At 65.5% G+C, this 25,832-nt stretch carries 22 protein-coding genes; 4 read left to right on the top strand and 18 right to left on the bottom strand.

What is annotated here, in order from left to right; genetic code table 11:
* Positions 1-38 precede the first annotated feature (38 nt).
* The 9 genes from JFU57_RS30850 to JFU57_RS30810 form a co-directional block, all read right to left on the bottom strand.
* Positions 39-1,010: a metal ABC transporter solute-binding protein, Zn/Mn family gene (locus JFU57_RS30850; protein WP_201132243.1), complete on the bottom strand. Its 972-nt coding sequence runs from the start codon at positions 1,008-1,010 to the stop codon at positions 39-41.
* 12 nt (positions 1,011-1,022) lie between these two features.
* Complete coding sequence (locus JFU57_RS30845; RefSeq protein ID WP_078470611.1) at positions 1,023-1,922, bottom strand: metal ABC transporter permease; 900 nt, start codon at positions 1,920-1,922, stop codon at positions 1,023-1,025.
* Entirely contained in the window at positions 1,922-2,677 is a 756-nt protein-coding gene (locus JFU57_RS30840) for a metal ABC transporter ATP-binding protein (protein WP_078470610.1), read from the bottom strand. The genes JFU57_RS30845 and JFU57_RS30840 overlap by 1 nt, the downstream gene beginning before the upstream one ends.
* On the bottom strand, positions 2,674-3,603 hold the full coding sequence (locus JFU57_RS30835) for a metal ABC transporter substrate-binding protein (RefSeq protein WP_020299761.1): 930 nt from the start codon (positions 3,601-3,603) through the stop codon (positions 2,674-2,676). Before JFU57_RS30835 ends, JFU57_RS30840 begins: the two co-directional genes overlap by 4 nt.
* Before the next feature lie 35 nt (positions 3,604-3,638).
* Positions 3,639-4,208 (bottom strand): DUF6162 family protein, encoded by a 570-nt coding sequence (locus JFU57_RS30830; RefSeq protein ID WP_201131859.1) that lies wholly within the window; start codon positions 4,206-4,208, stop codon positions 3,639-3,641.
* Positions 4,205-4,552, bottom strand: coding sequence for a hypothetical protein (locus tag JFU57_RS30825; protein ID WP_078470608.1), 348 nt, complete (start codon positions 4,550-4,552; stop codon positions 4,205-4,207). The genes JFU57_RS30830 and JFU57_RS30825 overlap by 4 nt, the downstream gene beginning before the upstream one ends.
* Positions 4,549-5,091, bottom strand: coding sequence for a thiamine pyrophosphate-binding protein (locus JFU57_RS30820; protein ID WP_078470607.1), 543 nt, complete (start codon positions 5,089-5,091; stop codon positions 4,549-4,551). The genes JFU57_RS30825 and JFU57_RS30820 overlap by 4 nt, the downstream gene beginning before the upstream one ends.
* Positions 5,088-6,299 (bottom strand): PepSY-associated TM helix domain-containing protein, encoded by a 1,212-nt coding sequence (locus JFU57_RS30815; protein WP_078470606.1) that lies wholly within the window; start codon positions 6,297-6,299, stop codon positions 5,088-5,090. Before JFU57_RS30815 ends, JFU57_RS30820 begins: the two co-directional genes overlap by 4 nt.
* A 285-nt stretch (positions 6,300-6,584) precedes the next feature.
* Positions 6,585-7,043, bottom strand: coding sequence for a VOC family protein (locus tag JFU57_RS30810; protein WP_078470605.1), 459 nt, complete (start codon positions 7,041-7,043; stop codon positions 6,585-6,587).
* Positions 7,044-7,323: 280 nt separating this feature from the next.
* Between JFU57_RS30810 and JFU57_RS30805 the strand changes: the two genes are divergently transcribed.
* The 3 genes from JFU57_RS30805 to JFU57_RS30795 all read left to right on the top strand — a co-directional run bounded on the left by JFU57_RS30805 (position 7,324) and on the right by JFU57_RS30795 (position 10,073).
* On the top strand, positions 7,324-8,547 hold the full coding sequence (locus JFU57_RS30805) for an SfnB family sulfur acquisition oxidoreductase (RefSeq protein ID WP_201131858.1): 1,224 nt from the start codon (positions 7,324-7,326) through the stop codon (positions 8,545-8,547).
* 10 nt (positions 8,548-8,557) lie between these two features.
* A complete protein-coding gene (locus JFU57_RS30800; protein WP_078470603.1) occupies positions 8,558-9,223 on the top strand; it encodes a methionine ABC transporter permease in 666 nt (221 codons plus the stop codon).
* Positions 9,224-9,302: 79 nt separating this feature from the next.
* Positions 9,303-10,073, top strand: a complete 771-nt coding sequence (locus tag JFU57_RS30795) for a MetQ/NlpA family ABC transporter substrate-binding protein (RefSeq protein ID WP_201131857.1) — start codon at positions 9,303-9,305, stop codon at positions 10,071-10,073.
* A gap of 36 nt (positions 10,074-10,109) precedes the next feature.
* On the opposite strand, the gene JFU57_RS30790 is transcribed toward JFU57_RS30795, so the two are convergent.
* The 5 genes from JFU57_RS30790 to soxR form a co-directional block, all read right to left on the bottom strand.
* Positions 10,110-11,444, bottom strand: a complete 1,335-nt coding sequence (locus JFU57_RS30790; RefSeq protein WP_201131856.1) for a hypothetical protein — start codon at positions 11,442-11,444, stop codon at positions 10,110-10,112.
* Complete coding sequence (locus JFU57_RS30785; protein WP_201131855.1) at positions 11,441-17,800, bottom strand: AAA domain-containing protein; 6,360 nt, start codon at positions 17,798-17,800, stop codon at positions 11,441-11,443. The genes JFU57_RS30790 and JFU57_RS30785 overlap by 4 nt, the downstream gene beginning before the upstream one ends.
* 15 nt (positions 17,801-17,815) lie before the next feature.
* Entirely contained in the window at positions 17,816-18,460 is a 645-nt protein-coding gene (locus tag JFU57_RS30780) for a 4Fe-4S cluster-binding domain-containing protein (RefSeq protein WP_201131854.1), read from the bottom strand.
* On the bottom strand, positions 18,457-20,337 hold the full coding sequence (locus JFU57_RS30775; protein ID WP_102047905.1) for an AAA family ATPase: 1,881 nt from the start codon (positions 20,335-20,337) through the stop codon (positions 18,457-18,459). Before JFU57_RS30775 ends, JFU57_RS30780 begins: the two co-directional genes overlap by 4 nt.
* Before the next feature lie 83 nt (positions 20,338-20,420).
* The gene (gene soxR / locus JFU57_RS30770) at positions 20,421-20,870 is read right to left on the bottom strand and encodes a redox-sensitive transcriptional activator SoxR (RefSeq protein WP_201131853.1); all 450 of its coding nucleotides are present in this window, start codon (positions 20,868-20,870) and stop codon (positions 20,421-20,423) included.
* 110 nt (positions 20,871-20,980) lie between these two features.
* Between soxR and JFU57_RS30765 the strand changes: the two genes are divergently transcribed.
* The gene (locus JFU57_RS30765; protein ID WP_078470596.1) at positions 20,981-21,376 is read left to right on the top strand and encodes an antibiotic biosynthesis monooxygenase family protein; all 396 of its coding nucleotides are present in this window, start codon (positions 20,981-20,983) and stop codon (positions 21,374-21,376) included.
* A gap of 2 nt (positions 21,377-21,378) precedes the next feature.
* Here the strand turns inward: JFU57_RS30765 and JFU57_RS30760 are convergent, their stop codons facing one another.
* From JFU57_RS30760 to msuE, 4 genes are all read right to left on the bottom strand, one after another.
* On the bottom strand, positions 21,379-22,479 hold the full coding sequence (locus tag JFU57_RS30760) for a sigma-54 interaction domain-containing protein (protein WP_201131852.1): 1,101 nt from the start codon (positions 22,477-22,479) through the stop codon (positions 21,379-21,381).
* A gap of 23 nt (positions 22,480-22,502) precedes the next feature.
* On the bottom strand, positions 22,503-23,720 hold the full coding sequence (locus tag JFU57_RS30755) for an acyl-CoA dehydrogenase family protein (protein WP_177326786.1): 1,218 nt from the start codon (positions 23,718-23,720) through the stop codon (positions 22,503-22,505).
* Positions 23,721-23,822: 102 nt separating this feature from the next.
* Positions 23,823-24,968: an FMNH2-dependent alkanesulfonate monooxygenase gene (gene ssuD, locus JFU57_RS30750; protein ID WP_201131851.1), complete on the bottom strand. Its 1,146-nt coding sequence runs from the start codon at positions 24,966-24,968 to the stop codon at positions 23,823-23,825.
* A gap of 9 nt (positions 24,969-24,977) precedes the next feature.
* Entirely contained in the window at positions 24,978-25,541 is a 564-nt protein-coding gene (gene msuE / locus JFU57_RS30745) for an FMN reductase (protein ID WP_020297809.1), read from the bottom strand.
* Between the last annotated feature and the right edge of the window lie 291 nt (positions 25,542-25,832).

Raw genomic sequence — 25,832 nt, 5'->3', positions numbered from 1 at the left:
GTTGCGGATGCCCGCTCGCCGGCTCCCGTTTACAGCGCTCAGGATTGAGGCGTGAGGGCGCGGGTGACCTGGCCGATGTTGGTTTCCAGCTCGGTCAGGGGGTCGTCGCTGTCGGTTTGCAGTACCAGCAACTGGCTGCCTGCGGCGCTGATCGCGGCTTTCACGGCGTCGGACGGTTGGCGGTGGTGGAGGACGATGGCCACGTCGTTGTCCTTGAGCTGGGTCTTGAGTTGTTCAAGGGTTTGGGGCGTCCATTCGTTGTCGGGCCGTGCATCGACGCCGATCGACTCCAGGTTGAGCCCGCTGATCAGGTAACCGAAGTGTTCGCTCAAGCTGAACGTGCTGAGGTTATCGGCATCGGCCAGGCGCGCTTCGCTGTCGGCGCTGAGTTTGAGCAGGCGCTGCTTGAGCGCTACCAGGTTGGCTTCGATCTTCGGTTTGGCCTCGGGGGCCAGGCGCACCAGGTCGGCGGCGAGCACATCGGCCATGCGCCCCAGGTTGTTGCTCGACAGCCAGGGCTGGCTGTTCAGGCCATCGGTCTTGCCCGGTTGCAGGGCGATGCCCGGCAAGGCGCCATCCACCGGCCGCGCGGCGTCGACTTCGACCACATGGATATTGCTGCGCCGGGCGTTGGGGTACAGCGGATCGTCGGGCCAGATCGAGCGCAGGCCAATCACCGCGTCGGCGCTCAGGGCCAGTTTGCTCAGGGCCGGGGCGCCGCGCCCGGTGAAGTAGGCGGTCTGCCGCGAACCCGGGAGGTTGGCCGGTGCTGCCCGCTCCAGCTTGACCGGCGTGCCTTGCAGCAATATCTGCCCCAGGCCGAAGGTCACCGGCAACGAGGCCAGTACGGTGACCGGCTTGCTGGCCGTGGCCGAGTGCAGGGCCGCATTGCCCAGGCCGTTGCTGGCGAGCATGTGCATCGGCTCGAAGCGTTCGACGGCGCCGGCATGGCTGATGCCGAGCCCGGCCAGGGCCAGGGCGACGGTCAGGTGACGCAGGGGAGTGTGCATTGAACGAAGCATTTATCCGATATTCCCTTTCAGACTGGGGACCGTGCCGCGGGCGATGGCGGCGAGGGCGAAGGCGATGCCGGCCACCAGGATGATCGCGGCGCCGGAGGGGATGGGCAGGTCGAACAGGATCGGCGCGAGAATGCCGCACAGGGTGCTGACCGTGGCGATCAACACCGAGATCCAGAAAAAGCCCTTCAGCGACTGGCTCAGCAAGCGTGCGGCAGCGGCCGGGATCACCAGCAGCGCGCCCACCAGGATCGCGCCGATCACTTTCACCGCCGCCACGGTGATCAGGGTCACCAGGATCACGAACAGGTAATCCAGGCTTTTCACCGCCACCCCGCGCACCGCTGCCAGTTGCGGGTTGAAGCTGGCGAGCATGATGCGGTTGTACAGCGGCAGGCTCAGGCCCATGACCAGTGCGCCGACCACGGCCAGCACCAGCAGGTCGTTGCCGTTGACCGTCAGCACCGAGCCGAACAGTACGTTCTCGAGGATGTGCACGTTGATCTTGCCCGCCAAAATCAGCAGCAGGCTGGCGCCCAGGGCCAGGGACACCGAGAGGAACACGCCGATCAGGGTGTCCGGTGCCAGGCCCGTGCGATTGCGCAGGTAGTTGAGCAGGATGCCGAACAGCAGGCAGTAGCCGAAGAGGCTCCCGTAGGGCCCGGTGTAAGGTTCGCCCAGCAGAATGCCGATGGCGACCCCGGTCAGCGCCGCGTGGCCCACGGCTTCGGAGAAGAACGCAAAGCGCTTGACCACCACCAGGGTGCCCAGGCCGCCCAGCACCGGGCCGATCAACAGGCCGGCGAGCAGGGCGTTGACCACGAAGCCGTAGGCCAGGGCTTCAGGCAGATACCCGGAAGAGGCCCAGCCCTGGATCGTCAGGCGCACAGCTTCATAACTCATCAGGCGGCACTCTCGCAGGTGGCGTCGGCGGGACGCGGATGGGTGGAAAACAGGGTCAGCAGGCGTTCCGGAGTCAGGGCCTGTTGCGGATGGGCGTCGAACAGCACGCGACGGTTGAGGCCGGTCACCCGGTCTGCCAGGCGCCCGACCGCTTCCAGGTCGTGCTCGATCCACAGCAGGGTGATCCCGGCGCGGCGCCAGTCGCCCAGCAGGCGCTCGAAGACCTGGATCCCGGCTTCGTCGAGGGCCGACATCGGCTCATCCAGCACCAGCAGTTGCGGGGCCGGGATCAAGCCCTGGGCCAGCAGCACGCGCTGGCGTTCGCCGCCGGACAGCGCACCCATGCGCCGCTTGCGTTTGTCCTGCATGCCGACCCGCTCCAGGGCTTCGCCGATGGCCCCGGCGTAATGCCGGCTGAGACCGAGGAAGGCCGGACGGCGCTGGCACATGGCGGCCATGAAGTCGTCGACGGTCATCGGCAGGCCGCGGTCGAATTCCAGGGCCTGGGGCACGTAGCCGATCACCCCCGGTTCACCCGGCCACTGCAGGCTCAGTTGGCCCTGGTGCGGCATCTGCCCGAGCAGGGTCTTGATCAGCGAGCTCTTGCCGCCGCCGTTGGGGCCGACCAGGGCGTGCACGGTGCCGGGTTGCACGGCAAAGCTGACGTTGTCGAGGATGGTGGTGCGGCCCAGGGTCAGGCTGACCTGGGCGAACTCGATGGACGGGCCGCGGGTCAGGGTTTCAATGGCGGTCATGCCCCGGCCTCCTGAATCGCCCGGACAACGGTGTCGAGGTTGCCGGTCATTTCCTTTTCATACTTCTCGGCGCTGTAGTCGCCATAGGAAATATGCGACAGCGGGTACAGCTTGACCCCGGATTCGCGCTGGATGGTGTCGACGTAGGTGGACGGGAAGTCCATCTCGGAGAAGATCACCTTCACGTCCAGCTCACGCAGTTGGTCGATGGTCTTTTTCAGCTGGCTGGGGCTGGGCTCGATGCCGTGGGCCGGCTCGACCACGGCTGTGACTTCCAGGCCGAACTCGCGCAGCAGGTAGTCGTAGGCCGCGTGCACCGTGGCCACTCGCAGGTCGGCGTTGGGGGCTTTGGTCAGCTTGGCCAGGGCGTCGGCGCGCATCTGCCGCAGGCGCTTGCCATAGGCGCGGGCGTTCTGGGTGTAGGTCTTAGCGTTGTCCGGGTCCATCTTGCCCAGCTCGCGGGCGATGTTGTTGACCTGGGCAATGGAGGCGCTGATGGAGAGGAAGGTGTGCGGGTTGACCACCTTGCCCGCGCCGCGGGCGGCCACACCGGTGGCGGCCAGCAGCGGTACGTTTTCGTTGGCCTCGATCACCGGGATGTCGGGGCGCTCGCTGGCGGCGATCATGCGGTCGGCGAAGTCATCGTGACCCACGCCGTTGAGCACAATCACATCCAGGGTGCCGATGCGCTTGATGTCTTCGGCGCGCGGTTCGTAGGCGTGGGGGTTGAAGCCGGCGGGAATCAGCGGCACCACCTCGGCCTTGTCGCCGACGATATTGGCCACATAGCTGTAATACGGGTGCAGGGTGATGCCGATGCGCAGGCGCTTGGCTTGATCGGCCTGGGCCAGGGGCGCCAGCAGCAGGGCCAGCAGGCCGACCAGCAAGCCGCGCAGCAGCGGGCGACGTAGAGATGAAATAGGCATGGGCAAGCAGTCTTCTCTCGGGTGAATGCGGAGTTTCAGTGCCGATGCTGGCGGGTCACCCCGGCATCGAATTGCGCGACCACCTGTTTCCAGCCGGCATCGAGCAGGGCCTGGTCACTGAAGTCGGTCGGGGCGGCAAGGGGCTTGCTGCGGTTGAGCCAGATAGCCGGGTTGCTCGGGTCGGCGCCGATGCGCATCACAAACGAGCCTGCCACTTGCGGGTTCTGGCTCAGGCCGACATAGGCCTGGCCGAGCAATTGCCAGGCGTGGTCGCCACGGCTGATCGAGCTGGCGTCCTGGGCAAAGGGCGCGAAACCTTCTGCGGCCAGTTGCGCGGGGGTAGGCAGCGCCTGGGCCTCGGCTTGCAACAGGTGGATTTCGTCGAGGGTCACCCGCAGGTCGGCGTAGATCCCCTGTTCGCCGGCGCTGAGGTCGCGTCGGGCGTCCAGTTGATGACTGTCGACGCTGCTGACGGTCTGCGACTCGCCGCGCAGCAGCGCCACCGAACCGGCCACGGCCAGGATCACCAGGCACAACAGCAGCACGTACAGGGTTTCGTGGCCGGCGCCGGCAGGGCGCACGATCTGGGTTGTGGAGGCGCTCATGGGGCCTCGATATCGGCTTGGTCGATTTCCACCACGTGGCCGGGGCCGGCGTCGAACAGCACGTAGAATTCCGACGCCGGCTTCTTGAAGGTCAGTGTCGAGTCAGTGCCCAGCTTGCCCGGGACGAGGATGGTTTCGTCGTAGCCGATCACGTCCAGGGTCACCCCCGGGGCGCCACTGCCGTCGGAGAAACCGCCGGTGCACTGGATCTGCTCGGCGTCGATGGCCTTGCATTCGCACATCGGGTTGTGGGCCAGGGCGTTGCCGCTGAATGCGGCGCCGGCGGCCAGCAGCAGGGCGCTGCGCAACAGGCGCAGGCGGGAGAGGGGTGCGGCGAAGATCATGGTTTGCCTCCTTGTTTGTTCAGCCAGGCAATGGTGGCGGGCGACGCTTGGCTCAGGGGGATGGCGGCCTGGTGCATGCTGCCGTCCCAGCCTTCCATGGTGATCCACAGTTCGGCGTCGGCCTTGGTTTTTTCCGCGACCGGCAAGGTGGCAGCCAGGCGGTACGGGGTGCCGAAGAAAATCACCCCGGCGGCGCGCAGGCTGCGCGGTTTGCCGATGCGCAGGTACGTGGCCTTGACCTGATCAACGCAGGCCTCGCACAGGGCGGCGTTAAACCGTTTCATGTAACCGGCCGGGCCGTCGAGGCGTGGTGCTTCATTGCGCAACTCTGCCAGGCGCAAGCTCCAGGGGCCGACCTGGATTTCCCCGAGTTCCCGCTCGCCCAGGCCGCTGTCACCGCGAAACAGTGCGGCGTCGGCAAAGTACTTGGGCATGAACCCCAGGGGGATCAGCAACAGCAGGATGTTCAGGTGGAAACGCCATTTGTGCCACAGCCGGCTCAGGCCCGAGGTCGGTGTGGTAGTGGTTGCCTGGCTCACAGGTTGCCCTCCGGGGTGTCGGTGTTCATCGCCGGGACAGCCCGGGGCGGGGTGCTACTACGGGCCGGTTTGTTACTGCGCTTGAGCGCGTTGGCGGTGGCCAATGCGGTGCGTTTGGTCCAGATCAGCAGGCCGCTGAGGACCATCATGCTCAGCACCAGGCCGAAGAAGAACCAGATCAGCTTGATCCACAGACCGCCGAAATCGCCGGTGTGCAGCGGACGCATGGATTCGGTGACGAACTCCAGGGAAGTGCGGTCCGCCAGCAGGCTGGTGGTGTCCACCGAGCCGGTATAGGGGTTGATGTTGGCGGTCTGGAACATCAGCGGATACCAGCCACGGCCGCCGACGTACAAGTGGCTGTAGGCGTTGCTCGGCAGGCTGACGAAGCTGATGTCGAAGCCGGGGATTTTCTGCGTGGCAATGGCGATCGCCTCGTCCAGGCCGATCATCGGCGCGGGCTTGCCGTCCAGCGACATCGGCACGCTTTCACGGGCGATCACCGGAACCACGGCTTCGCTGGAAATGCTGATGTGGTTATCGGCCAGGATCGCCTCGATCAGGAACCAGGTGCCGGTAATGGAGATCACCGCAATAAACCAGATCGACCAGATGCCGCTCAGGCGGTGGAAGTCGCCCCAGAAAATCCGCGCGCCGTGCTTGAAACGCAGGTTGGGCTTGAGAAAACCCTTCCAGAACTTCTTGTAGACCACCAGCCCGGTGATCAGGGACACCAGCAGCGGCAGGCCCAGCAGCGACACCAGGTACCAGCCCCAGCTGTAGCCGTTGGTGAAGGGCACCAGCCACCAGCCGTGCAGGGCACGGGTGAAGGCTTGGAAGTTGAACTGCGGGCTGACCCCCTGGATGGCCCCGGTATAAGGGTTGACGTACACCGTGACCGAGCGCCCGTCGGGATAAGTAACAGCGGCATCCAGGGCGAAATGCCCTTCATCGGGGGTGCTGATGGACCTCACCATCAACTGCGGCTCGGCCTGCTTGATGGCCGCGACCACCTGGTCGTAGCTGAGGGCCTGGGCATCATCCGACGGTTTGCTGGCCCGGACATCCGGGTTGGCCAGCCACACGATCTCCTGGCTGACCACCGCCAGGGTGCCGGTGACGCACACGATCAGCACAAAGAACCAGATGGGCAGCGCCAGCCAGCTGTGGACGAGAAACCAGATTTTTGAGCGAGACTTCTTCGACATTGAATGCACGTCTTGATTCGAGGAGTGGAGCCGCTTTGGCAAATTGACCTCATGCCCCGGGCACAAAAAGTGGAGGCATAGGTTTAGCCAACGCGGCCGGCTGCATCTAATTAAGACGAATGAGAATCTTAAAACCCGCAGGCGGATATGAAAGGAAATGTTTCAGAGCCAGTCAGCGGCCCACCGAGCCCCGAGCCTGGGCCAGGCCACAGGGGGCGGGAGGGCTGATGAGCCGCTAAGGGTCAGCCATGGGCGGTCGTCCGCGAGGTGCCGCACGTTTCGGGCTCAGGCCTGTTGAAACATCTGCGCCGCGCGCTGGCTGATTTCTTCATTGCTGAGGTTTTCCTTGCGGCTGGCGAGGAACCACAGGTGGCCGAACGGATCCTTCAGGGTGCCGCTGCGGTCGCCGTAGAACTGGTCCTTGACCTCGGACACCACCTGGCCGCCGGCAGCGATGGCCTGGGCGAACTGCTGGTCGACGTCCTTGACGTACAGGTGCAGCCCTACCGACGGCGAGGCCTGCGGGTTGCTCAAGGGGCCCTGCTCGCAGGGGCTGCCGAGCATGATCGGGCAGTCGCCGATGCGCAGTTCGGCATGGCCGATGCCGCCGTCGGGCATGCTCAGGCGCATGACTTCAACGGCGCCGAAGGCCTTTTTATAGAACTCGATGGCCTCGGCGGCCTTCTGGATGCCCAGGTAGGGGGTGATGCTGGGGTAGCCCTCGGGAATCGGATTCACGCTCATGACGCTTCTCCTGGATCGTGGTGAGTGACGCGGGTGGGCCGGTTTTTCCGGTGGATTCACTATAGGCCCGGGCGTCATTGGCCCTGGTGCGAGCCGACGAGGTGTCGCCCTGGCAACAGTGGCGCGCTGTTGGCCGGGCAACAGTGATCCAGCAGTTTGCTCGCCAGGGCAACCTTCACTGCTGGTCGCGCTGGCGCAACTGCTTGAATCCATTGGCTAAAACTTCCGGCATGGAAGCTGCAATGGCCCTGGCAGACCTTTATTCACCCGAGAGCGCTGCATGCCTTCCTTGCCTGAATCTGCCGTTTACCCCATTCATTCGCCCGCTGCCCATGTGATCCGCGACGAGGCCGAAGCCATCAGCGTCGCCGAGCGGGTCGCCGCCGTGCTGCTGGAACAGGACGCCGAGCGCGACCGCAGCCGCCAGGTGCCGGTCGAGGTGGTCGACCTGTATTCTAACAGTGGCCTGTGGGGCATCAGCGTGCCGCGCGAATTTGGCGGGGCCCAGGTGTCCTACGCGGTGCTGGCACGGGTGATTGCGATCATTTCGGCGGCCGATCCGTCCCTGGGGCAGATCCCGCAGAACCACTACTGCCTGCTGGAGGACATCCGTTTGCAGGGCAGCGCCGAGCAGCAGGCGCATTTTTTCGCCCTGGCCCTGCAAGGCCATCGCTTCGCCAATGCGTTGTCGGAAACCGGCGGCAAGAACGTGCAGGACATCCAGGCCACCATTCGTCGCGAGGGTGACGGCTACCGCGTCAATGGCCGCAAGGGTTACTGCACCGGCTCGCTGTATGCTCACTGGCTGGCGGTACTGGCCCTGGACGAAGAGCAAAAGGGCCAGTTGGCGTTTGTGCCTCGTGACACCCCGGGGCTTTCGGTGATCGATGACTGGGACAGCATGGGCCAGCGCACCACCTCCAGCGGTACGGTGCTGGCCCAGGACCTGTATGTACCGGCCTTCAACCTGTTTCCCACCTACCGCTCCTATGAAAGCCCGACCCTGGCCGGGCCGTTCGCCCAACTGACCACCGCCGCCATCGACGCCGGGATCGCCCGCGCCGCGCTGCGCGACACCGTGGCCTTTGTGCAGCAGCATGCGCGGCCATGGATCGACGCCGGTGTGGAAAAAGCCAGCGAAGACCCGCTGACCATCATTCAGATCGGCGCCCTGGACATCCGCCTGGAAGCCGCCGAGGCCCTGCTGGAACGTGCCGGCCTGGCCCTGGATGCGGCGCGTCCGGCGCCCGATGAAGACAACGTGGCCCGGGCCTCGCTGGCGGTGGCCAGGGCCAAGGTGCTGACCACCGAGATTGCCATCGAGGCCAGCAATAAGCTGTTCGAACTGGGCGGCACCCGCTCGACCCTGAAAAAGCACAACTTCGACCGTCACTGGCGCAACGCCCGGGTGCACACCCTGCACGACCCGGTGCGCTGGAAGTACCACGTGCTCGGCAACTGGCTGCTCAATGGCGTGAAGCCGCCGCGCCACGACTGGTCCTGAGGCGCACGTCATGGCTGAGTTACTGAAGAATATTTACTGGGCCGATATCGGCCAGGCCTGCCTCGACACCCTGAGCATGCTGTTTGCCGCCCTGGGGTTTACCGTGCTGCTGGGGCTGCCCCTGGGGGTGCTGCTGTTTCTCACTGGCAAGCGCCAGTTGCATGAGGCCATAGGCGTCTATCGGGTGCTGTCGGTGATCGTCAACATGCTGCGTTCGCTGCCGTTCATCATTTTGCTGATTGTGCTGATCCCCCTGACCACGCTGCTGGTGGGCACCTCCCTCGGGGTGCCCGGCACCATCCCGCCGCTGGTGGTGGGCTGCACGCCGTTTTTCGCGCGTCTGGTGGAAACCGCCCTGCGCGAGGTCGACCGCGGCGTGGTCGAGGCCACCCAGGCCATGGGTGGCAGCACTTGGCAGATCATCCGCCACACCCTGTTGCCGGAAGCCCGTGGCGGGTTGCTGGCGGCGGTCACCGTGACCGCCATCGTCCTGGTGGACTACACCGCGATGGCCGGGGTGATTGGCGGCGGCGGCCTCGGCGACCTGGCGATCCGCTATGGCTACCAGCGTTTCCAGACCGACGTGATGGTGGTCACCGTGGTCCTGCTGCTGGTGCTGGTCCAGGCTCTGCAGATGACCGGCGACCGCCTGGTGGCACGCTACAGCCGGCGTTGAGCCCTTCCTTTTCAAAACCAAAAAAACGGCCTCACGTGCGCCCCACGACGGTCACTCGCCTCTGCCTTAGGAGCACAGCATGAAAAAGTCCCTGGCCATTCTGGCCGCCGTCCTGTCGTTGAGCGTTCACGCCAATGAAAAACTGATAGTCGGTGCTACCCCGGTGCCCCACGCGGAGATCCTCGAATTCGTCAAACCGACCCTGGCCAAGGAGGGCGTGGACCTGGATATCAAGGTCTTCACCGACTTTATCCAGCCCAACCAGCAACTGGCGCTGAAAAACCTCGACGCCAACTATTACCAGTACCGGCCGTTCCTCGATGACTTCAACAAGACCCGCCACACCGACCTGGTGCCGGTGGTGGGCGTGCACATCGAACCCTTTGGCGCCTACTCGACCAAGATCAAGAACATCTCCGAGTTGAAGGACGGGGCCACGGTGTCGATCCCCAATGACCCGGTGAACACCGGCCGCGCCCTGGTGCTGCTGCACGAGGCCGGTTTGATCAAGCTCAAGGACCTGAGCAACACCCTGGCCACCCAGCGCGATATTGCCGAGAACCCCAAGCACCTGAAGATTCGTGAACTGGAAGGGGCCTTGCTCGCCCGTTCGGTGAGCCAGGTGGACCTGGCGTTTGTTTTCGCCAACTACGCCCTGGAAGCCGGGATCGACACCAACAGCGCGCTGATCGTGGAGAAGGGCAAGGACCTGTACATCGAGTTCCTGGTGGCGCGCCCGGACAACATCAACGACCCGCGGATCCAGAAGCTGGCCAAGGCCTTGAACTCCGATGAGGTCCGGCAATTTATCCTGACCCGCTACAAGGGTCAGATTGCCCCGGGCTTCTGATTTGCCCACTCGGCGCCCGGTGCCCGCCGGGCGTTGTCACAAGGTGCGCAGCTGACGCACGTCGTGCTGCACCAGCGCTTCATCCAGCGCCACTTCCTTGAGCGGGACCGCGCCCACGGCCAGGGCCTTTTCGATGCTCAGGTCATCGCCCTGGGCCGCGAGCAGGGCTTGCAGGCGCTGGAATTCGCCGCACCAGATGGTTTCGATGTCCTGATCGCGCTGGCTGTCGTGATTGGCGGTCAGCGCCACCGCACGCACTTGCAGCCGGCCATTGTCGGCGCTGCCGCCGACTTCGACGCCATAGCCCGGGGTGGCGGTTTTACGCAGCACCACCCGGCCCTTGTCGGCCCAGGCCGTGGCCATGCCTTCACGGACTTCGTAGCCCAGGCTGCTCAAGCCTTCCAATACCGCCTGGCGCCGGGCCAAAGCGGCCTGGCGTTGCAGGTGCTCGGCGATCAGTGCGGTGCATTGTTCGATCAGCTCATTGACCCTGTGCGGGTCGTCGGCGGCGCACTGCTGCACCTGGCTGAGCACGTCCTGGGCCGCTTCGCCGAGCAGGGTCTCGACCTCCGCCGCCAGATCCTGCAACTGGGCCAGGCGCCCCCGGCGTTCGGTGCTGGCGCGGGTGGCCGCGGCCAGCTCCAGCACCAGGCTGTCGAGCAGCAGGTTGCGTTGCAGGCTCCGGTGTTCGCTTTCGATCAGCACCAGCTTGGCCAGGTACGGTTCGGCGCTGGCGTCGCTGTCGAGGGTCTGCAGGTGGGCGATATGCCGATCGATGTCGAGCAGGCGGGGTTCGCGTTGTTCATGGGCGGCGCGCCACTGGGCCAGGGTCTGGGGCGCGGTGTCGGTTTGCAGGCGCCGGGCCAATTGTTGTTGCGCCTCGCTCAGGCTGCTGTCGACCGGCGTCGCGCTGAGTGCGGCAAAGCCCTCGGCCAGAATGCCTTCGGCCTGTTCGCTCCCTCGGCCGTCTGCCAGTGCTTGCAGTTGCTCCAGCAGCGCAGCCGGCGCCTCTTTGCCTTGCAGGGCCTTGAGCAGGGTCGCCGCGTTTTCCCGCAGGCGCCGCTGCCATTGCCGCTGCTCGGCAGCGCGTTGCACCGCGCGCTCTTCGCGTTGGGCCAGGTCACGCTGAAGAAACTCGATCTCGATCGGCACCAGGGTTTGCAGTTCACGCAACTGGTCGGCGTCGATCAGGCGTCGCAGTTGATCGCGACGGGCGTAGGTGGCGGCCTGTTCGCCGGCGTTGAGTTCACCGATCCGTGCGGCTTGCTGCTCCCAGCGGGCGATGGCTTTTTCCAGGCGGCGCAAATGGCCGGCGCAGATCTCGAGGACTTCTTCGCGGGTAATGATGCGTACGACTTTAGGGCCGCTCATGGGGTGTCTTCCGTATCGAGGAGGGGCTGCACTGCGTCCGGCTCGGCGACTATGGCCGGGGCCGGGGCCACCAATGGCGGGGCCACGACCGGCTGGCTCAGGGCGCGTTCGATGGCGGCTTGCAGGCGGGCGCGCTCGGCGTCGCCATCCTGGTACCAGCCCTGGGACGAGACCCGGTGGATATGGGGAATGGCCCGGCGCAGCACCGACGGCCGCCAGATCTCTCGCGAACGGGCGCGGCCGAGCAGGGCGTGGCGCGGGGTGTCGCATTCGATGCCGATGGCATACAGCCCGGTGGCCGGGTTTTCGATGGCGAAATCCAGGCCGAAGGCATCGCCTTCGTTGGCCGGCGCTGCGGTCCAGCCCAGGGTTTGCACAAAGGCCGCCACAGCCTGGGTAAAACCGTCGCTGTGGGCGCTGTGTTGCAGGCGCACTTCCGGGCGTTCGGTGAGCAGGCGCCCGAGTACGTTCTGGCTGGTGCTGAACTCCCCGGCAGACAGCGCCCGGGCGTATTCCAGGTAGCCCTGCAGGTAGTCCCGGGGGCTGGCCGGCGGGCGCTGGGTGCTGAGCATGTCGGAGATGTCGGCAATCGGCATCGAGGTGATCATCACCACTTTTTTCCGCGCCCGGGTCACGGCCACGTTGAGTCGGCGCTCGCCGCCGGTCTGCCCGAGCACACCGAAGTTGCGGCGGAAGCTGCCCTGGCTGTTACGGCCGAAGGTCGAAGAGAAAACAATGATGTCCCGTTCGTCACCCTGGACGTTTTCCACGTTCTTGACGAACACCGACATGTCTTCGCCGTCTTCGCTGCGTTCACGTTCCTGGCTGTAGGCGGCGCGGAACACTGGGTCGAGTTCGGCGCGGCGTTCCAGGCATTCCTCGATCAGGTCGGCCTGCTTGCGGTTGAAGGTCACCACGCCCACCGACGGTCGCTCGTCGTACGGCGTCAGCCACAGCTGGGCCAGGTGCTCGACCACGCGCTCGGCTTCCAGGAGGTTGCTCTGCTGCTGGTAGACGCCGTCGACGCGAATCAGCTCCAGGGGCTTGATGCTGAGGATATTGGCCTGGGGATGGCGCACCGGAATACTCAGGCGGTTGCCATAGAACGAGGCATTGGAGAAACCGATCAGCTCGCGGTAGGCCGAGCGGTAGTGGATCTGCAAGGTGGTGGCCGGCAGCGAACTGCGGGCCAGTTGCAGCAGGTCCGGGCAGTCCTTGATCTCGCGCCGGTTCCAGGTGTCTTCGAATTCCTCGCGCTGTTCTTCGCTGTCCTGGTCTTCCGGCAGGTCGCCGTCGAACAGTTCGGCTTCGTCACTCTCGACCCGGCTGGAGAAAAACGCGGTCGGCGGCATTTGTTTTTCATCGCCGCTGACCACCGTCACCCGCCCGCGATACAGGGTCGGCAGGGCGAACTCCACCGGCATCTGCGAGGCTTCGTCGTAGATCACGATATCGAACAGCCCGGGCTTGAGCGGCAGCACCCGGCTCGCCACATCAGGGTTCATCAGCCACACCGGACGCAGGCTCATCAGGCCCAGGCTCGAGCCCATCTCGATGAATTCCCGCAGGCGCCGCGAACGCCGGCCTGTCAGGCGCGTCACGTCTTCCCATTGCTTGCGCGTGCCCAGGCGTGCGGCGTCGATGCCCTCGCTGAGCAACTGGCGATTGAGCAGGCGCATCTGCGCGTCGGCTTCGGCCAGGCTGGCAATTTTTGCGGCGGTTTCGCTTTGCTCCAGCATCAGCTCTGGCAGCTGTTGCTCCATGCGCCGTTTCCAGCCCAGGCGCGCTTCGCGGTTGAGCATGCGCCGGATCAGCGCCTCCAGTTGCTCGGGCGGCACGGCATCGAGGGCCGCTTGTTGCTCGCGCAATACGCCAAACAGTTCAAGGTCGGCGGCGGACAGTTGGCCGACCCGGGTCCGGAACTGCTGATAGGCCGCCAGCGTCGGCAGCGCAGCCTCCAGGCGGTTGAGGATCAGCAGGTTGCTCTGGTTCTGCTGCACCGCGCCTTGCAACTGTGCCAGGAGCGGCGGTTCCAGCCAGTCCCCCAGGCGTTGCAGGGCGGCCAGGCTCATTTGGCGCACATTGCAGCGGATAAAGGCCGCGTCGTAACCGGCGAGCAAGGCTTCCAGGGACTGCCGCTCGCCGGTGAGGATCGCGGCGTCCACCTGGTCGACCCGGGGTGCTTCGGCCAGGCCCCGGGCCAGGGCGCGCATGTCCTGCAATTGCCGCAGGTCATTGCGCACCAGCGGGTGCAGGGCCAGGCCGCTGTCGCTGGCCACTTCGCCCAGGCCCAACACCTGGTGCAACTGGCCGAGCTGGTGGCGCAGCGGACGCCACTGGCTTTCCAGCAGGGCGGCGTTGAGCAGGGCCGGCAGCCGTTGTTCGCTGGCGCTTTCCCCCTGTTCGGCGAGGAAGCCCAGCACCTTGCTGCGGCGCACCAGGCGCAAGGGGTTGAGCCGGGCCAGCCAGGAAGTGCCCTGGATCAGGCTGCGGGTGCGGTTCTGCAAGGCCCGCAGCTCGGCCGGTGGCAGGCTGCCGAGGGCCGGCGACAGGCTGGCCTGGTAATGGGCCGGGTCGCACTGCTGCAATTGCAGGTCCAGTTGTTCCAGGGCCTGGATCAGGCCATCGCCCTGGGGCGTTTCGCCGCCATGGCTGCGAAACAGCGGCAGCCAGCGGGCCAGCAGGTGGCGATGGCTGTCGTCGAGGCCGAGCAGGCTTTGCACATGGCCATCGAGCCAGGCGCGATAGGGCGCCGGGTCCTCGACTTCAAAGCTCGCCGGGTGGCTGTCCAGGGTTTGCAGGCGCGTGCGCTCGGCTTCCTGAAAGCTTCGCAGGCTGCTGTCGAAGGCTTGCAGGCTGGCCTTGTCGGTGGGGAAGGCCTGGACCTGGGCCAGCACGCTGTTTTCGTAACGTGCCGGCAACCACAGCCGTGCCAGGGGCGCGCAGGCTTCTTCCAGGCGCGTCAGGTCGGCGATGTCCAGGGCCGCCAGGCGCTGGCGCAGCACCGGCATGTCCAGCGGCGCGGTGCCTTGTTCGAGGCCGATCAGCTCGCCGAGCAGGGTCCGGTAGCTGAGGCCGGTGTGTTCATCGAGACGGTGCAGGCTCTGGTGGAAACGATCCAGCTCGCCTTCCAGGGCTTCGATCCGCGCCGCCAGGCGTTCGCGCTGGCGCAACCAGGGCTGCTCCACCACCTCGACCTTGAACAGTGCCTCCAGTTGTTCGCGCACGCTGCGGATCACCGGTTCGCGGTCGCGGTTGATGTCGTTGAGCATGACGATGCGGTTGCCCAGGCCTTCGGCCACCAGGCGTTTGTGCACCACTTCCAGGGCCGCGTGCTTCTGGCAGACGATCAGCAGGCTGCGCTGGCGGCCAATGGCGTCGGCCACCATGTTGACGATGGTCTGGCTCTTGCCGGTGCCGGGCGGACCTTCCACCAGCAGCCCGGGGGCTTGCCGGGCCTGGAGCACGGCGGCTTCCTGGGACGGGTCGCTGGCCACGGTGAAGAAGCGTTGCAGTTCCGGCACCGCCTCCATGGCCGGCGCCTGGGTGCTGCCCTCGGTCAGGCGCAGGGCGGTTTCCAGGCCGGTGCCGCCGGGGGGCAGGGCCTTGAGCTGGCGCAGGTCTTCGCCGATGGCCTGGCCCATGAAGGCAACATGGAACAGCACCGCGGAGCAGGCCAGTTGATCCTGGTAGGCGACCACCTCGGTGGTGGTCGGCGGCAGTGCCCCCAGCACCCGCGAACGGGCGGTGGCCAGCATGCCGAAGGCGTCCATCACGTCGGCCGCCTTGAGCGCCGAGCGCCCCAGCAGCTCGTCGGCGGCCTTGCGCCAGACCTTGCTGGCGTCGATCCCGAGCAGGGTTTCCAGGCCCGGATTGAGCCGCACCTCTTCGCGTTCGCTGTCGAACACCAGGGACACCTGGCCACGGCTGCCGACTTCCAGCAGCAGCTTGACCGGCCACAGCAGCAGCGGGGCGATGCGGGTGCGGGTGGTGCCGCGCGGGTCGCGGGTCAGCAGGAACGGAAAGCCCAGGTACAGCCCGTCGATCCCGGTGTCCCGCTTATACAGCGAGCTTTGCCGGTACAGGCTGTTCAGGCGCCCCTCTCGCCCTTCGTCGCTGGCGAAGCAGGCCGGGTCCAGGGCAATCGGCTGCGCGTTGCGCGCCACCAGGTGATCCAGCAGGGCCGGGGCCGGGCTGCGTTCGCTGTGCAGTTCGTGGAGGTCGACCCGGGCCGTGGTCTTGCCGATGCTCATGCGCACCAGCGGCCCGCGCATGACCACGCTGGCAACCTTCTTCTCGAAGAAATCCAGGATCTGCGACACGTAATGCTGTTTTTGCGGCTCCAACCATTGCTCGGCCGGGATCGCCAGCAGCACCAGGGCCCGGGCCAACGGCATGCGCCGCTCCAGACGGAACTGCTCGGCCCACTCATCGATGCTCGGCACGCCACAGCGGGCAAAGCCGCTGATGCGCTCGTCGACGCTGCGGTAAATGGACGACCGTGGCTGCGCCAGCAAGCTGCGCGCCGCTTCGTCTTCATAGCTCAGCACCACCGCGTCCCGGGCCAGTTGCGCGGCTTCCTCGAGGATCGCGTCCACCGAACGGAACTGGCCGATGGCCGCACTGAGCAGCACGATCAGGTCTTCTTCGCTGATCAGGCGCCGGTCCGACAGTGACAGCACGCCGTGGTGCTCGCTGTCGGGCAGCAAGCGCTGACGCTCTTCCCACTGCGCCGCCAGACGCGCGCGGGAGGTCGAGAGCAGGTAAATCCGCAGCTGGTCTTCGTCCAGTTCGATGGATTGATGCTGGGCGCGCTGGCGTACCTGTTCGGCGCGTACCTTGAGCCGCGACAGCCAGTGTTCGGTCTCCAGGCGTTCCAGCAGGTCAGGGGCCGGGCCGCTGATCAGGCGATAACCGTCCAGGGGGTGTTCCAGCAGCCAGCCCGGGGTGACGATGTCACCGCGCTGGATCAGCGGCATTTCCGGGTTCAGCAGCTTGAGCGCGAGCATCAGCCGCACGTCATCTTCCAGGCCTTCGTGCTGGGCCACCTGGCGCAGGCCGGCCAGCAACTTGGGCGCCAGGCCGGCCTGTTCGGCCCAGGTCACGATCACGCCGCGCAGCAGGTGGTCCAGGGCCTGGTCCCAGTGCTGCGCTTCGGCGGCGGCCAGGGCAAACAGCCGGGGCTTGCGAAAGCGCCGGCTGTCCAGGGCGATGGTTGCGCCTTCGGCGGTGTCTTCCTCGGCGGCCGTGGCGGCGGGGGCGCTGACTGCCTCGCCATTGAGCCAGGCCTGGACCTGCGGCCATTGCCAGCGCTGGTGGCGGTCACGGGCCAGCAGGCCGCGCAGCAGCAGGTCGAGTTGCGGGTCGAGGTCCTCGGGCAACAGCACGCCGTTGGCCAGGATATGGATCAGGTAGGCATTGGCGTTGATGCCTTCAAAGCAGGCGCCCTGGGTCAGTTGCTCGAGCAGGATCATGCCCAGGCTCCACCAGTCCGACGCTGCGGCCACGCCGCCGGCAATCGCCTCGGGGGCCATGTAGCGGCTGGTTTCCAGGGGCGAGACGATGTCCAGGTCGAATTCCGACAGGCGCGCCGAACCGAAGCCGCTGATCACCAGGTCCAGCGGCTCGCGGCTGCGTACCAGCAGGGTCGCCGGGCGCAGGTCGCGGTGGCGCAGGCCGGCTTCGCTGAAGGCATGCAGGGCCTGGCCCAGCTCGCGGACGATGTGCTGCACCGCGCTGACATCAGTGACCACGATCCCCAGGTCGGCCAGGGTGCCGCCGGTGAGTTCTTCGGCCACTTCATAGGCGCGTTCGTCCCAGCGCCCGGTGGCGATGATTTCCGGCACGTGCTCGCGGGGCAGGCGCTTGAGCACTTCGTACACTGCCGGGTCCGGCTCGGAGCCAGCCTGGTACAGGGTCAGCACCGCTTGGCGGGCGCTGTCCAACTGCTCGGCCATGAACCGTTCGCGCACGCCGGTGCTGCTGATCTGGCGCAGCAGGCGCCAGCCGTCGATCACGGTTTCGCCGCTGGCGGCAGCCGGTTCCGGGGCCGCCACTGGCACCGGGTCGGTGACGGGGGCGGCGCTGGCCGGGTCGGCGCCGCACTCCAGGCACATGATGTCGCCGGGGTCCATGGGGTGCCCGGCGGTGCAGTGCAGGCCAATGGGCGCGGCGTCCAGAGTCTGCTGCTGGGCCAGCAGTTCCTGGGTGATCACCGGTTGCGGGTGCCAGCCGTCCGGGTGGATGGCCTCGGCGGAAAGCTCCCAGCCACAGGGCCGGTCATCCGGCAGCTGGCCTTCGCAAAAGATTTCCGCCAGCGGGCGTGCGGTCTGGCAATTGGGGCAAAAACGTATCATCGGTGGCAATTCCGGTTAACGGCGGCGTGAGGTATGGGCGCTGATCTGGAGTTGGTGACCCTGCTCGTGCAACAGGTCGCGCAGTTGCAACAAGTCGTCACGGCGAGGGATGCCGGCCATCCAGATGCTGCCATCGTCATCGAACATAAGGTCCAGAGCCCGGTCGTCCGCCTGCAACGGGCGCTCGTAGGCACCCAGGCGCTGCCGACCCAGCTCGGTGAAAAAAATCAGGCGTTGGTTATCGCTGCCGCGTAAGACCCGCGTTTGCGCCTGTTGTTGCTCGAACGGGTCGCATATCAGTGCGTCGAGCAAACCCTCGGCGCGTTGCAGCAACGGTTGCAGGGTTTCCAGCGGGTGGCCGCTGTACACCAGGATATCGACCCGGGTGCGCTGGCGCAGCGCACCGAGCAGGGCCAGCAGGGCGTCGGGCTGGTCGAATGGCTCGCCGCCGGAGAGGGTGATGCCCTCGGCCTCGGCCAGCCACGGCTGGATATCGTCCAGCAGTTGCGCTAGGGCCAGCGGCCGTTTGCCGGGGCCCCAGGTGTCGGCGGAGATACAGCCGTCGCAGCGGATGCTGCAGCCCTGGAACCAGATGCCCAGGCGCCGACCCGGCCCCAGGGTGGTGACCGGGAAATGCACCCGCGACAGGCTGATATTCACAGGGTACGGCGTTCCAGCAGCAGGCCTTCGGCGTTCAGTTGGCTGATCTGGAAGTGCTCGCCGGGTTGCGCATCCTGGTCGAACAGAGCCCGGGCCAGCGGGTTGAGCAGGTGCGCCTCGAGCTGGTTGCGAATGCCCCGGCCGCCGTTGGACAGGTCATGCAGGCACAAGTCGCGCAGGCTTTGCAGGGAGCCGGCGTCCAGTTCGATATGCAGCGCCTGGGCCGTGAGGTCGGCCAGGGTATTGCCGACCATCTGGTGAAAGATCTCGCCGGCCACGTCCTCACGGATGAAATCGAAGACGATGATGTTCTCGCCGATGCGGTTGAGGATCTCCGGACGGTTGAGCACCAGTTTGAAGTAACGCTCGATTTCCCCCAGGACCTTGCCCTGGACTACCGGGAAGGTTTCCCCCGGCAGCACGTTGGCCACCCGCTCGCCGTTCTCGCCCTGGCGGTAGATGCCGAGGTTGGAGGTGAAGACAATCAGCGCCTCGGAAAAATACACCCGGTCGCCCCGGCCCGAGGTGAGTACACCGTCGTCGAGGATTTGCAGAAACTTGTCGAGGATGCGCGGGTGGGCTTTTTCGATTTCATCGAACAGCACCACGCTGAAGGGTTTTTCGCGGATGGCATTGGTCAGTTCGCCACCGACGTCATAACCGACATAACCCGGGGGCGCGCCCACCAGGCGCTGGTCGGCATGTTCGGCGCTGAATTCCGACATATCGAAGCGGATGTACGCGCTTTCATCACCAAACAGCAGGCTGGTCACGGTCTTCGCCAGTTCGGTCTTGCCCACCCCGGTGGGGCCGGCGAGAAAGGCCACGCCCCGGGGTCGATTGCCCTTGCGGCTGGCGCCAACGCCGGTCATGGCGCGCTTGACGATATCCAGCATGTGGGTCACGGCATGGCTCTGGCCCTTGACCCGCTGGCGGATGAAGTCGTCGGCCTGACGAATCCGCTGGCGGTCGATCTTCAGCCACGGGTCTTCGGTGACCCCGACCTTGTAGCGCCGCACCGCATCGCCGATGCGCTCCAAGGCCAGGCCTTCGACCCGGGCCAGTTGGGCGATGGCATTCAGGTCGAGGAGCAGCAGGCCTTCGGTGTTTTCGGCAAAGTCGCGGGCGGCTTTGTGCTGGGTTTCCTCGCTGGCTTCCTGGCCGCCGGCAAGGCCGCGCAGCAAGGCCGGGGCCAGGGCCAGGCGCGCTTGCTGGTCGGGTTTGGACACCGGGATATGGCGCAGGCGAGGGTTGTCGATCAGCATCCAGTCCGGCAGGTCGCCTTCTTTTTCCACCACCCAGAGAATGCTGTTGAAGAACGGTTTGCGCTGCTCGCCGGCCGGGCGGCCCCGGGCCTGGTGGGACAGCACCAGGGCCTGGGTGAAGAGTTGGTGTTCGGCCGGGGTCAGGGCGTCGTTGCGAATGACCAGGCGCGAGGCAAAATCGACAATCAGCGCCAGGGGCTCGCCGGGGCGATTGACCAGGCGCTGTAAGGTGGCGCTGAGCAGGTCGGTGCCGGCTGGCGCGGCGCCTTCCACCGGGGTCAGGCCCAGTTCGCGCAGCAGGGTGTCGGCAATGGCCGGATCGGCCCCGGGTGGCTGCAACACGCGAAACCCGGCCAACGGGTCCCAACTGATGACTTGGCTGTAGCCGGCCGCCAGCAGTTCGTCGCGCAGGTTGAGGTTGAAGGTCTGGGGCGTGATGACCCCGGGCGCGACTTCGCTGGCCTGCAGGTCGCGGACATTGCCAGACAGCACGAACTGACTTTTAAGGGGCAGGAAACGCAGCAGGTCGCGCAGCCAGCGCGGCTTTTCGAAGGAGGCAATCCGTGGCATGGAAGGGTGCTCAATGTAGGAGGCAGTTGCGGACATTAGCATAGGGTCGATTTTACTGACGACGGCCTACGGCCTGTTCCTACGTACTCGGCAGATTTCTTAACCTTCTCGGCCACCAGCCCCGCTTAATCCTGGAGGTGCGCCCCCGGTCCGCGCTCGCCCAGCACGTCACCAAAATTGCGCAGCGGGCAGGCTTCCATGGACAGGCAGCCACAGCCGATGCAGCCATTGAGCTGGTCGCGCAGCCAGATCAGTTTGCTGATGCGCTCGTCGAGGTCATTGCGCCACTGGGCGGAAAGATTTTTCCAGTCCGCTGCCGTGGGCGCCCGGCCATCGGGCAACTTCTGCAAGGCTTCGCCGATGGTGGCCAGCGGGATGCCCAGGCGCTGGGCGATCTTGATCAGCGCCACCCGGCGCAGCACCTCGCGGTGGTAGCGGCGCTGGTTGCCTGCGTTGCGATTGCTTTTGATCAGGCCCTTGGATTCGTAGAAGTGCAGGGCGGTGACTGCCACGCCGCTGCGCTCCGAGAGTTGGCCGACGGTCAGTTCCTTGTGGATGTTGTCGCTGCAGATCATGGACGGCCCCGGATAAAAAAAGTGACTTGACCTCTAGTTAACTCGAGGTTTTACCCTGCGCACCTTCGAATCGCAAGATTTCCGTTTTCACTTGTCCGTGGGGATTGGCCATGCACCTGCCCGAGAAAAACCGCAGCTTCACGCAATTGATCGAGTTCGAAATCGAACCCCACCAGCAGCCGGGGCTGGTGGCCGCACTGTCGGTACAGACCGAGCGTCTGGCCCAGGATCATGAGGGGTTCTTGAGTGCCAGCGTGCAGGCCAGCGACGACGGGCGGCGGGTCCTCAACTACCTGCAATGGCAATCACGGGAAGCCGGGGAGGCGGCCTTTCGCAGTTTTGAAAACGGCGAGCAGGACTTCTGGCAGCTGATTCACGCCTATCAGGCCAGGACGGTGACCTTTGGTTCGTTCCAGGTGCTGCGCAGCATCGAGCGCAGCCCGGACAACGCCCTGCACTGTCTGTTGGTCGAGCCGAAAACGCCGGCCCCGCAACGGGTCAACTGACGTTATATCGACAGTTGCAGGGTGCGTTCGCTGGGGCCTTCGACCGGTCGCCTTTTGTTGACGGCCAGCTCGCCGATCTTGATCAGGCGGGTGCGGGTGACGTTGCGGCTCAGGCCCAGCAGGTTGGCGGTGTGCACCTGGTTGTAGTGGCTGAAGCGATAGGCCGCGCGCAGCAGGGCGTCTTCAACTTTCTCGTGCAGAGCCCCGGCCTGTTCTTCAAACAATTTATGGAAGGCCCGCTCGAGCAGGGCCTGGGCCGAGTCGTCCTGGGTGCCGTGGCAGTCGTCCTGGCGCTCGATGCGCATGTTCGACAGGCGCAGGTCGTCGCGCTCGATCACCCCGTTGCGGCAGATCAGCAGGGTGTGGTGAATCACGTTTTCCAGCTCGCGGATATTGCCCGGCCAGCTGTAGCTCTTGAGCTTGGCTTCGGCTTCGCTGCTCAGGGACACGCTGCCGTAACCCAGGCGCTGGCTGTAGGCATCGATAAAGTGCCGGGTCAGCGGCAGGATATCGCCGGGGCGCTCGCGCAATGGGCTCAGTTCAAGGCTGACCACGTCCAGACGGTAGTACAGGTCCTCGCGAAAATGCCCGGCGTTGATGGCTTTTTCCAGTTGCACGTTGGTCGCCGCCAGCACCCGCACATCGATCGGGATGCTTTTGCGCGAGCCCAGGCGCACCACTTCGCGCTCTTGCAGCACCCGCAGCAACTTGACCTGGATCGCCATCGGCAAGTCGCCGATCTCATCCAGGAACAGGGTGCCGCCGTTGGCCTCCTCGAACCAGCCGGCCTTGGCACTCAGGGCGCCGGTGAACGCGCCTTTTTCATGGCCGAACAGTTCGGCTTCCACCAGGGATTCGGAGAACGCGCCGCAGTTGACCGCCACGAACGGCCGGTTGCGACGCGCGCTGAGGTTGTGGATATGTCGCGCCACCAGCTCTTTGCCGGTACCGGTCTCGCCGATTATCAGGACGCTGGCTTCGCTCGGCGCGACCTGTTGCAAGTGGGCGAGCAGGGCCCGGGATTTCGGGTCCTCGAAGACCTGGGCGGTGGCCCGGATCGAGGTGGCCAGCGCGGGCGAGGGCGGTAAGGTCAAAAGCTGCATGGACACGCTCCGGGAACAGAAGGCTATGAATAGAAAGTCGGTGTCGGCAGGGACTGGTTCAGTGCCCAGTCGCCCAGCTCATGGAGTTTGTAGTCCAGCGGGTCGTGCAGGGTCTGGGTGCGCAGGTTGCGCCAATGCCGGTCCAGGCGCAGCGAGGCATGGGTGGAGCGGGCGCCGGTGACTTCGAACAACTTGCTGCACAGCTCAAGCCCGTTGCGGCTGGCGGCGACCTTGGCGGTAGCAATGGCGGTGGCCAGGTGCCCGCGTTCTTCGGCGCTCAGGGCCGGACCCCGGGCCCAGGCCTTGTCCAGCAGGTCGGCGGCGCGTTCCACCAGCAGGCGCACGCCTTCCAGGGCAACCCAGAACTCGCCGTAGTGGCTGAGCACGTAAGGGTCCTGGCGTACGTCCTGGGCGCTGGATTTATGCCAGGGCCGGGTTTCGGTCAGGGTGTATTGCCGGGCTTCTTCGAACGCGCCTTCGGCGATGCCGAGGAACATATGGGTAAAGGTCAATTGAGCGATCAGCGGCCGCAGGCAGGCGAACGGCGTGCTCAGCGGACCCGGGTCGAGCAGCAGCTCCGATTCTTCGACCCGCACCCGTTCGAAGCTGGCACTGCCGCTGTCGGTCTGGCGCTGGCCCATGTTGTTCCAGTCGTTATGCAGGGTGATGCCGCTGCGGCCGCTGGGGATGGCGGCAATCAGCAGCTTGCCGCCGGCGCTTTCATCGACCGCCGAGGCGATAAGCATTTCCGAATCGCTGGCGCCGGAGCAGAAGCTCTTCTTGCCGGAAAACTCGCGCCAGCCGCCAAGGTTCTTGACCACGGTGCGGGTGTCCAGGGGGTTGAGGGCATTGCCCCAGAACCAGTTTTTGCGCGCGGTCTGTTCGAACCAGGGTTGCCACTGCTCGGGGCGGGCAAACAGGCGCACGGTGGCCAGCATCAAGTGATGAAAGCCGAAGACGTGGGCGATGGAACTGTCGACTTTGGCGAACTCGCGGACGATGTTCAGGGTGTCGCTCCAGCTGGCGCCGAGGCCGCCGTACTGGGTGGGGATACTCAGGGCCAGCAGCCCGCTCTGGCGCAGGGCATCGCGCTGGGCCTTGGGGGTGCCGCCACGCTCATCGCGTTCGACGGCGGTCAGGGCAAACTCGGCGGCCAGTTGGCGGGCGGTCTGCAGGGGGGACAACAGGGCGCTTTGCGGCTTGGCAGTCACGCGGTGTTCCTCGTGGAGAAGCGTGGTCATCGCAAACCCTGCGCAGCAGTCGTACTCCCATCCAATGGGCCGGCCATGAAGCACCGCCCATCGGCTTTGCACGACCACCGCGCGACACAGGTTTGCGAGCAATCAGGCCTTGGCGTGTGCGGGGAGGACATCGTTGGCGATCATTTCGCCAAACGGCCCGGTGAGGTTGGTGACGCCACGGCCGGCAAGGCTGGCGTAGGGTTCCGGCAGCAGCGGGAACACCAGTTCGGCGAAGCGGTAGGCCTCTTCCAGATGCGGGTAGCCAGAGAAGATAAAGCTCTCGATGCCCAGGTCCGCGTATTCCTTGATGCGTGCCGCCACCTGCTCGGGGTTGCCCACCAGCGCGGTGCCGGCGCCACCACGGACCAGGCCGACCCCGGCCCAGAGGTTGGGGGCGATTTCGAGGTTGTCGCGGCGCCCGTCGTGCAGCGCGGCCATGCGGCGCTGGCCTTCGGAGTCGAAGCGGGAAAAGGATTTCTGCGCGGCGGCGATGGTTTCGTCGCTGATGTGCTCGATGAGCTTGGCGGCGGCTTTCCAGGCGTCCTCTTCGGTTTCACGCACGATCACGTGCAGGCGGATGCCGAATTTCACGGTCCGGCCATGGCGTGCGGCGCGCTCGCGGACGTCGGCGAGTTTTTCCGCCACGGCGGCCGGTGGCTCGCCCCAGGTCAGGTATACGTCCACCTGTTCGGCCGCCAGGTCATGGGCCGCGTCGGAGGAGCCGCCGAAGTACAGCGGTGGATAGGGCTTCTGCACCGGTGGGTACAGGGCCTTGGCGTTTTGCACCTGCAAGTGCTTGCCTTCGAAATCCACGGCTTCGCCTTGCAGCACGCGACGCCAGATCTTGAGGAACTCGTCGGTCACTTCGTAGCGTTCGCTGTGGTCGAGGAAGATCCCGTCACCACGGTTTTCATCGGGGTCGCCGCCGGTGACCACGTTGATCAGCAAACGGCCGTTGGACAGCCGATCCAGGGTGGCGGCCATGCGCGCCGAGACCGTGGGCGAAATAATCCCCGGGCGGATCGCCACCAGGTAGCGCAGGCGTTCGGTGAGGGGCACCAGGGCCGAGGCGATGACCCAGGAGTCTTCGCAGGAGCGGCCGGTGGGGATCAGCACACCGTGGTAGCCGAGGCTGTCGGCGGCCTGGGCCACTTGTTTCAGGTAATTGAGGGTGACCGGGCGCGCGCCCTGGGTGGTGCCCAGGTAATGGCCGTCGCCGTGGGTCGGAAGAAACCAGAAAACATCCATGACAGGTCCTTAAGCGATTTTCAGCAGATTTTTCGGATGGGCGCCGAACAGGGGAGCGGCGCGTTCTGCAGCAAGGCGAATGCGGGCCTTCAAGGGCTCACTGGTTATTTGGTAATTGGCGAAGTCGGCTTCAGTGGCATAGACCCCGATCGGCAGCGTCAGGGCCTGGAAGAAACTGAACAGCGGGCGCAACTGGTGATCCAGCACCAGGGCATGCCGCTCGCTGCCACCGGTGGCGGCCAGCAGCACAGGGGTGTCGATCAGCGCATTGAGGTCGATCAGGTCGAACAGGTGCTTGAGCAGGCCCGGGTAGGAGCCGCGATACACCGGGGCGGCGACGATCAACAGGTCGGCGCTTTCGATGGCTTGCAGCTCGGCCTCGATCTCGGCCGGCAGCTCCTGACGCGACAGCGCGGCGCCCAGGGGCCGGGCAATGTCGCCCAGTTCGATCAGCTTGCTGTCGATCGGCAACTGTTCGGCCAGTTCGGCGAGCAGGGCCTGGGTCAGCACCAGGGTGCGCGAGGGACGCCAGGTACCGCCGGAAAGGGCAACGACTTTCAATGGACGCGACATGATCAGTTCCTTTTTAAACAGTGGCTCAAGGAGCAGTGAGAAGTCCCAGAGCCTGAGCAAGAGCTGTACCAACGACCGCAGCCCAGGTATTACGGGGCTTGTAGCCCAATGGCAGGGTGTCGGGTGCTGTTGCCTGGGTCTGCTTTTGTTGATTGGCTGTTGCCTGGCAAACAGTTGCTCAGGCAACAGCCGTGCAACGGATGGCCAGTTATAAAGCCTTGTTGTTATTCCTCAAAAGAGCGTATTTCCATATTTATAGATCATTAAGAAATATATGGGCCGCCAATAACG

It is taken from the genome of Pseudomonas sp. TH07 (genome assembly GCF_016651285.1).
GTDB lineage: Bacteria > Pseudomonadota > Gammaproteobacteria > Pseudomonadales > Pseudomonadaceae > Aquipseudomonas.
Note: the sequence above shows the minus strand (reverse complement) of the source record. Positions and strands in the feature narration are given on the sequence as shown.

Coding starts and splice junctions, on each gene's coding strand:
- msuE (WP_020297809.1), bottom strand. CDS start 25,541: ATGTCGCGTCCATTGAAAGTCGTTGCCCTTTCCGGCGGTACCTGGCGT.
- JFU57_RS30800 (WP_078470603.1), top strand. CDS start 8,558: ATGGCTGAGTTACTGAAGAATATTTACTGGGCCGATATCGGCCAGGCC.
- JFU57_RS30830 (WP_201131859.1), bottom strand. CDS start 4,208: ATGAGCGCCTCCACAACCCAGATCGTGCGCCCTGCCGGCGCCGGCCAC.
- JFU57_RS30805 (WP_201131858.1), top strand. CDS start 7,324: ATGCCTTCCTTGCCTGAATCTGCCGTTTACCCCATTCATTCGCCCGCT.
- JFU57_RS30835 (WP_020299761.1), bottom strand. CDS start 3,603: ATGCCTATTTCATCTCTACGTCGCCCGCTGCTGCGCGGCTTGCTGGTC.
- JFU57_RS30840 (WP_078470610.1), bottom strand. CDS start 2,677: ATGACCGCCATTGAAACCCTGACCCGCGGCCCGTCCATCGAGTTCGCC.
- JFU57_RS30850 (WP_201132243.1), bottom strand. CDS start 1,010: ATGCACACTCCCCTGCGTCACCTGACCGTCGCCCTGGCCCTGGCCGGG.
- JFU57_RS30775 (WP_102047905.1), bottom strand. CDS start 20,337: ATGCTAATGTCCGCAACTGCCTCCTACATTGAGCACCCTTCCATGCCA.
- JFU57_RS30765 (WP_078470596.1), top strand. CDS start 20,981: ATGCACCTGCCCGAGAAAAACCGCAGCTTCACGCAATTGATCGAGTTC.
- JFU57_RS30760 (WP_201131852.1), bottom strand. CDS start 22,479: ATGCAGCTTTTGACCTTACCGCCCTCGCCCGCGCTGGCCACCTCGATC.
- ssuD (WP_201131851.1), bottom strand. CDS start 24,968: ATGGATGTTTTCTGGTTTCTTCCGACCCACGGCGACGGCCATTACCTG.
- JFU57_RS30755 (WP_177326786.1), bottom strand. CDS start 23,720: ATGACCACGCTTCTCCACGAGGAACACCGCGTGACTGCCAAGCCGCAA.
- JFU57_RS30815 (WP_078470606.1), bottom strand. CDS start 6,299: ATGTCGAAGAAGTCTCGCTCAAAAATCTGGTTTCTCGTCCACAGCTGG.
- JFU57_RS30785 (WP_201131855.1), bottom strand. CDS start 17,800: ATGATACGTTTTTGCCCCAATTGCCAGACCGCACGCCCGCTGGCGGAA.
- JFU57_RS30845 (WP_078470611.1), bottom strand. CDS start 1,922: ATGAGTTATGAAGCTGTGCGCCTGACGATCCAGGGCTGGGCCTCTTCC.
- JFU57_RS30810 (WP_078470605.1), bottom strand. CDS start 7,043: ATGAGCGTGAATCCGATTCCCGAGGGCTACCCCAGCATCACCCCCTAC.
- JFU57_RS30825 (WP_078470608.1), bottom strand. CDS start 4,552: ATGATCTTCGCCGCACCCCTCTCCCGCCTGCGCCTGTTGCGCAGCGCC.
- soxR (WP_201131853.1), bottom strand. CDS start 20,870: ATGATCTGCAGCGACAACATCCACAAGGAACTGACCGTCGGCCAACTC.
- JFU57_RS30795 (WP_201131857.1), top strand. CDS start 9,303: ATGAAAAAGTCCCTGGCCATTCTGGCCGCCGTCCTGTCGTTGAGCGTT.
- JFU57_RS30790 (WP_201131856.1), bottom strand. CDS start 11,444: ATGAGCGGCCCTAAAGTCGTACGCATCATTACCCGCGAAGAAGTCCTC.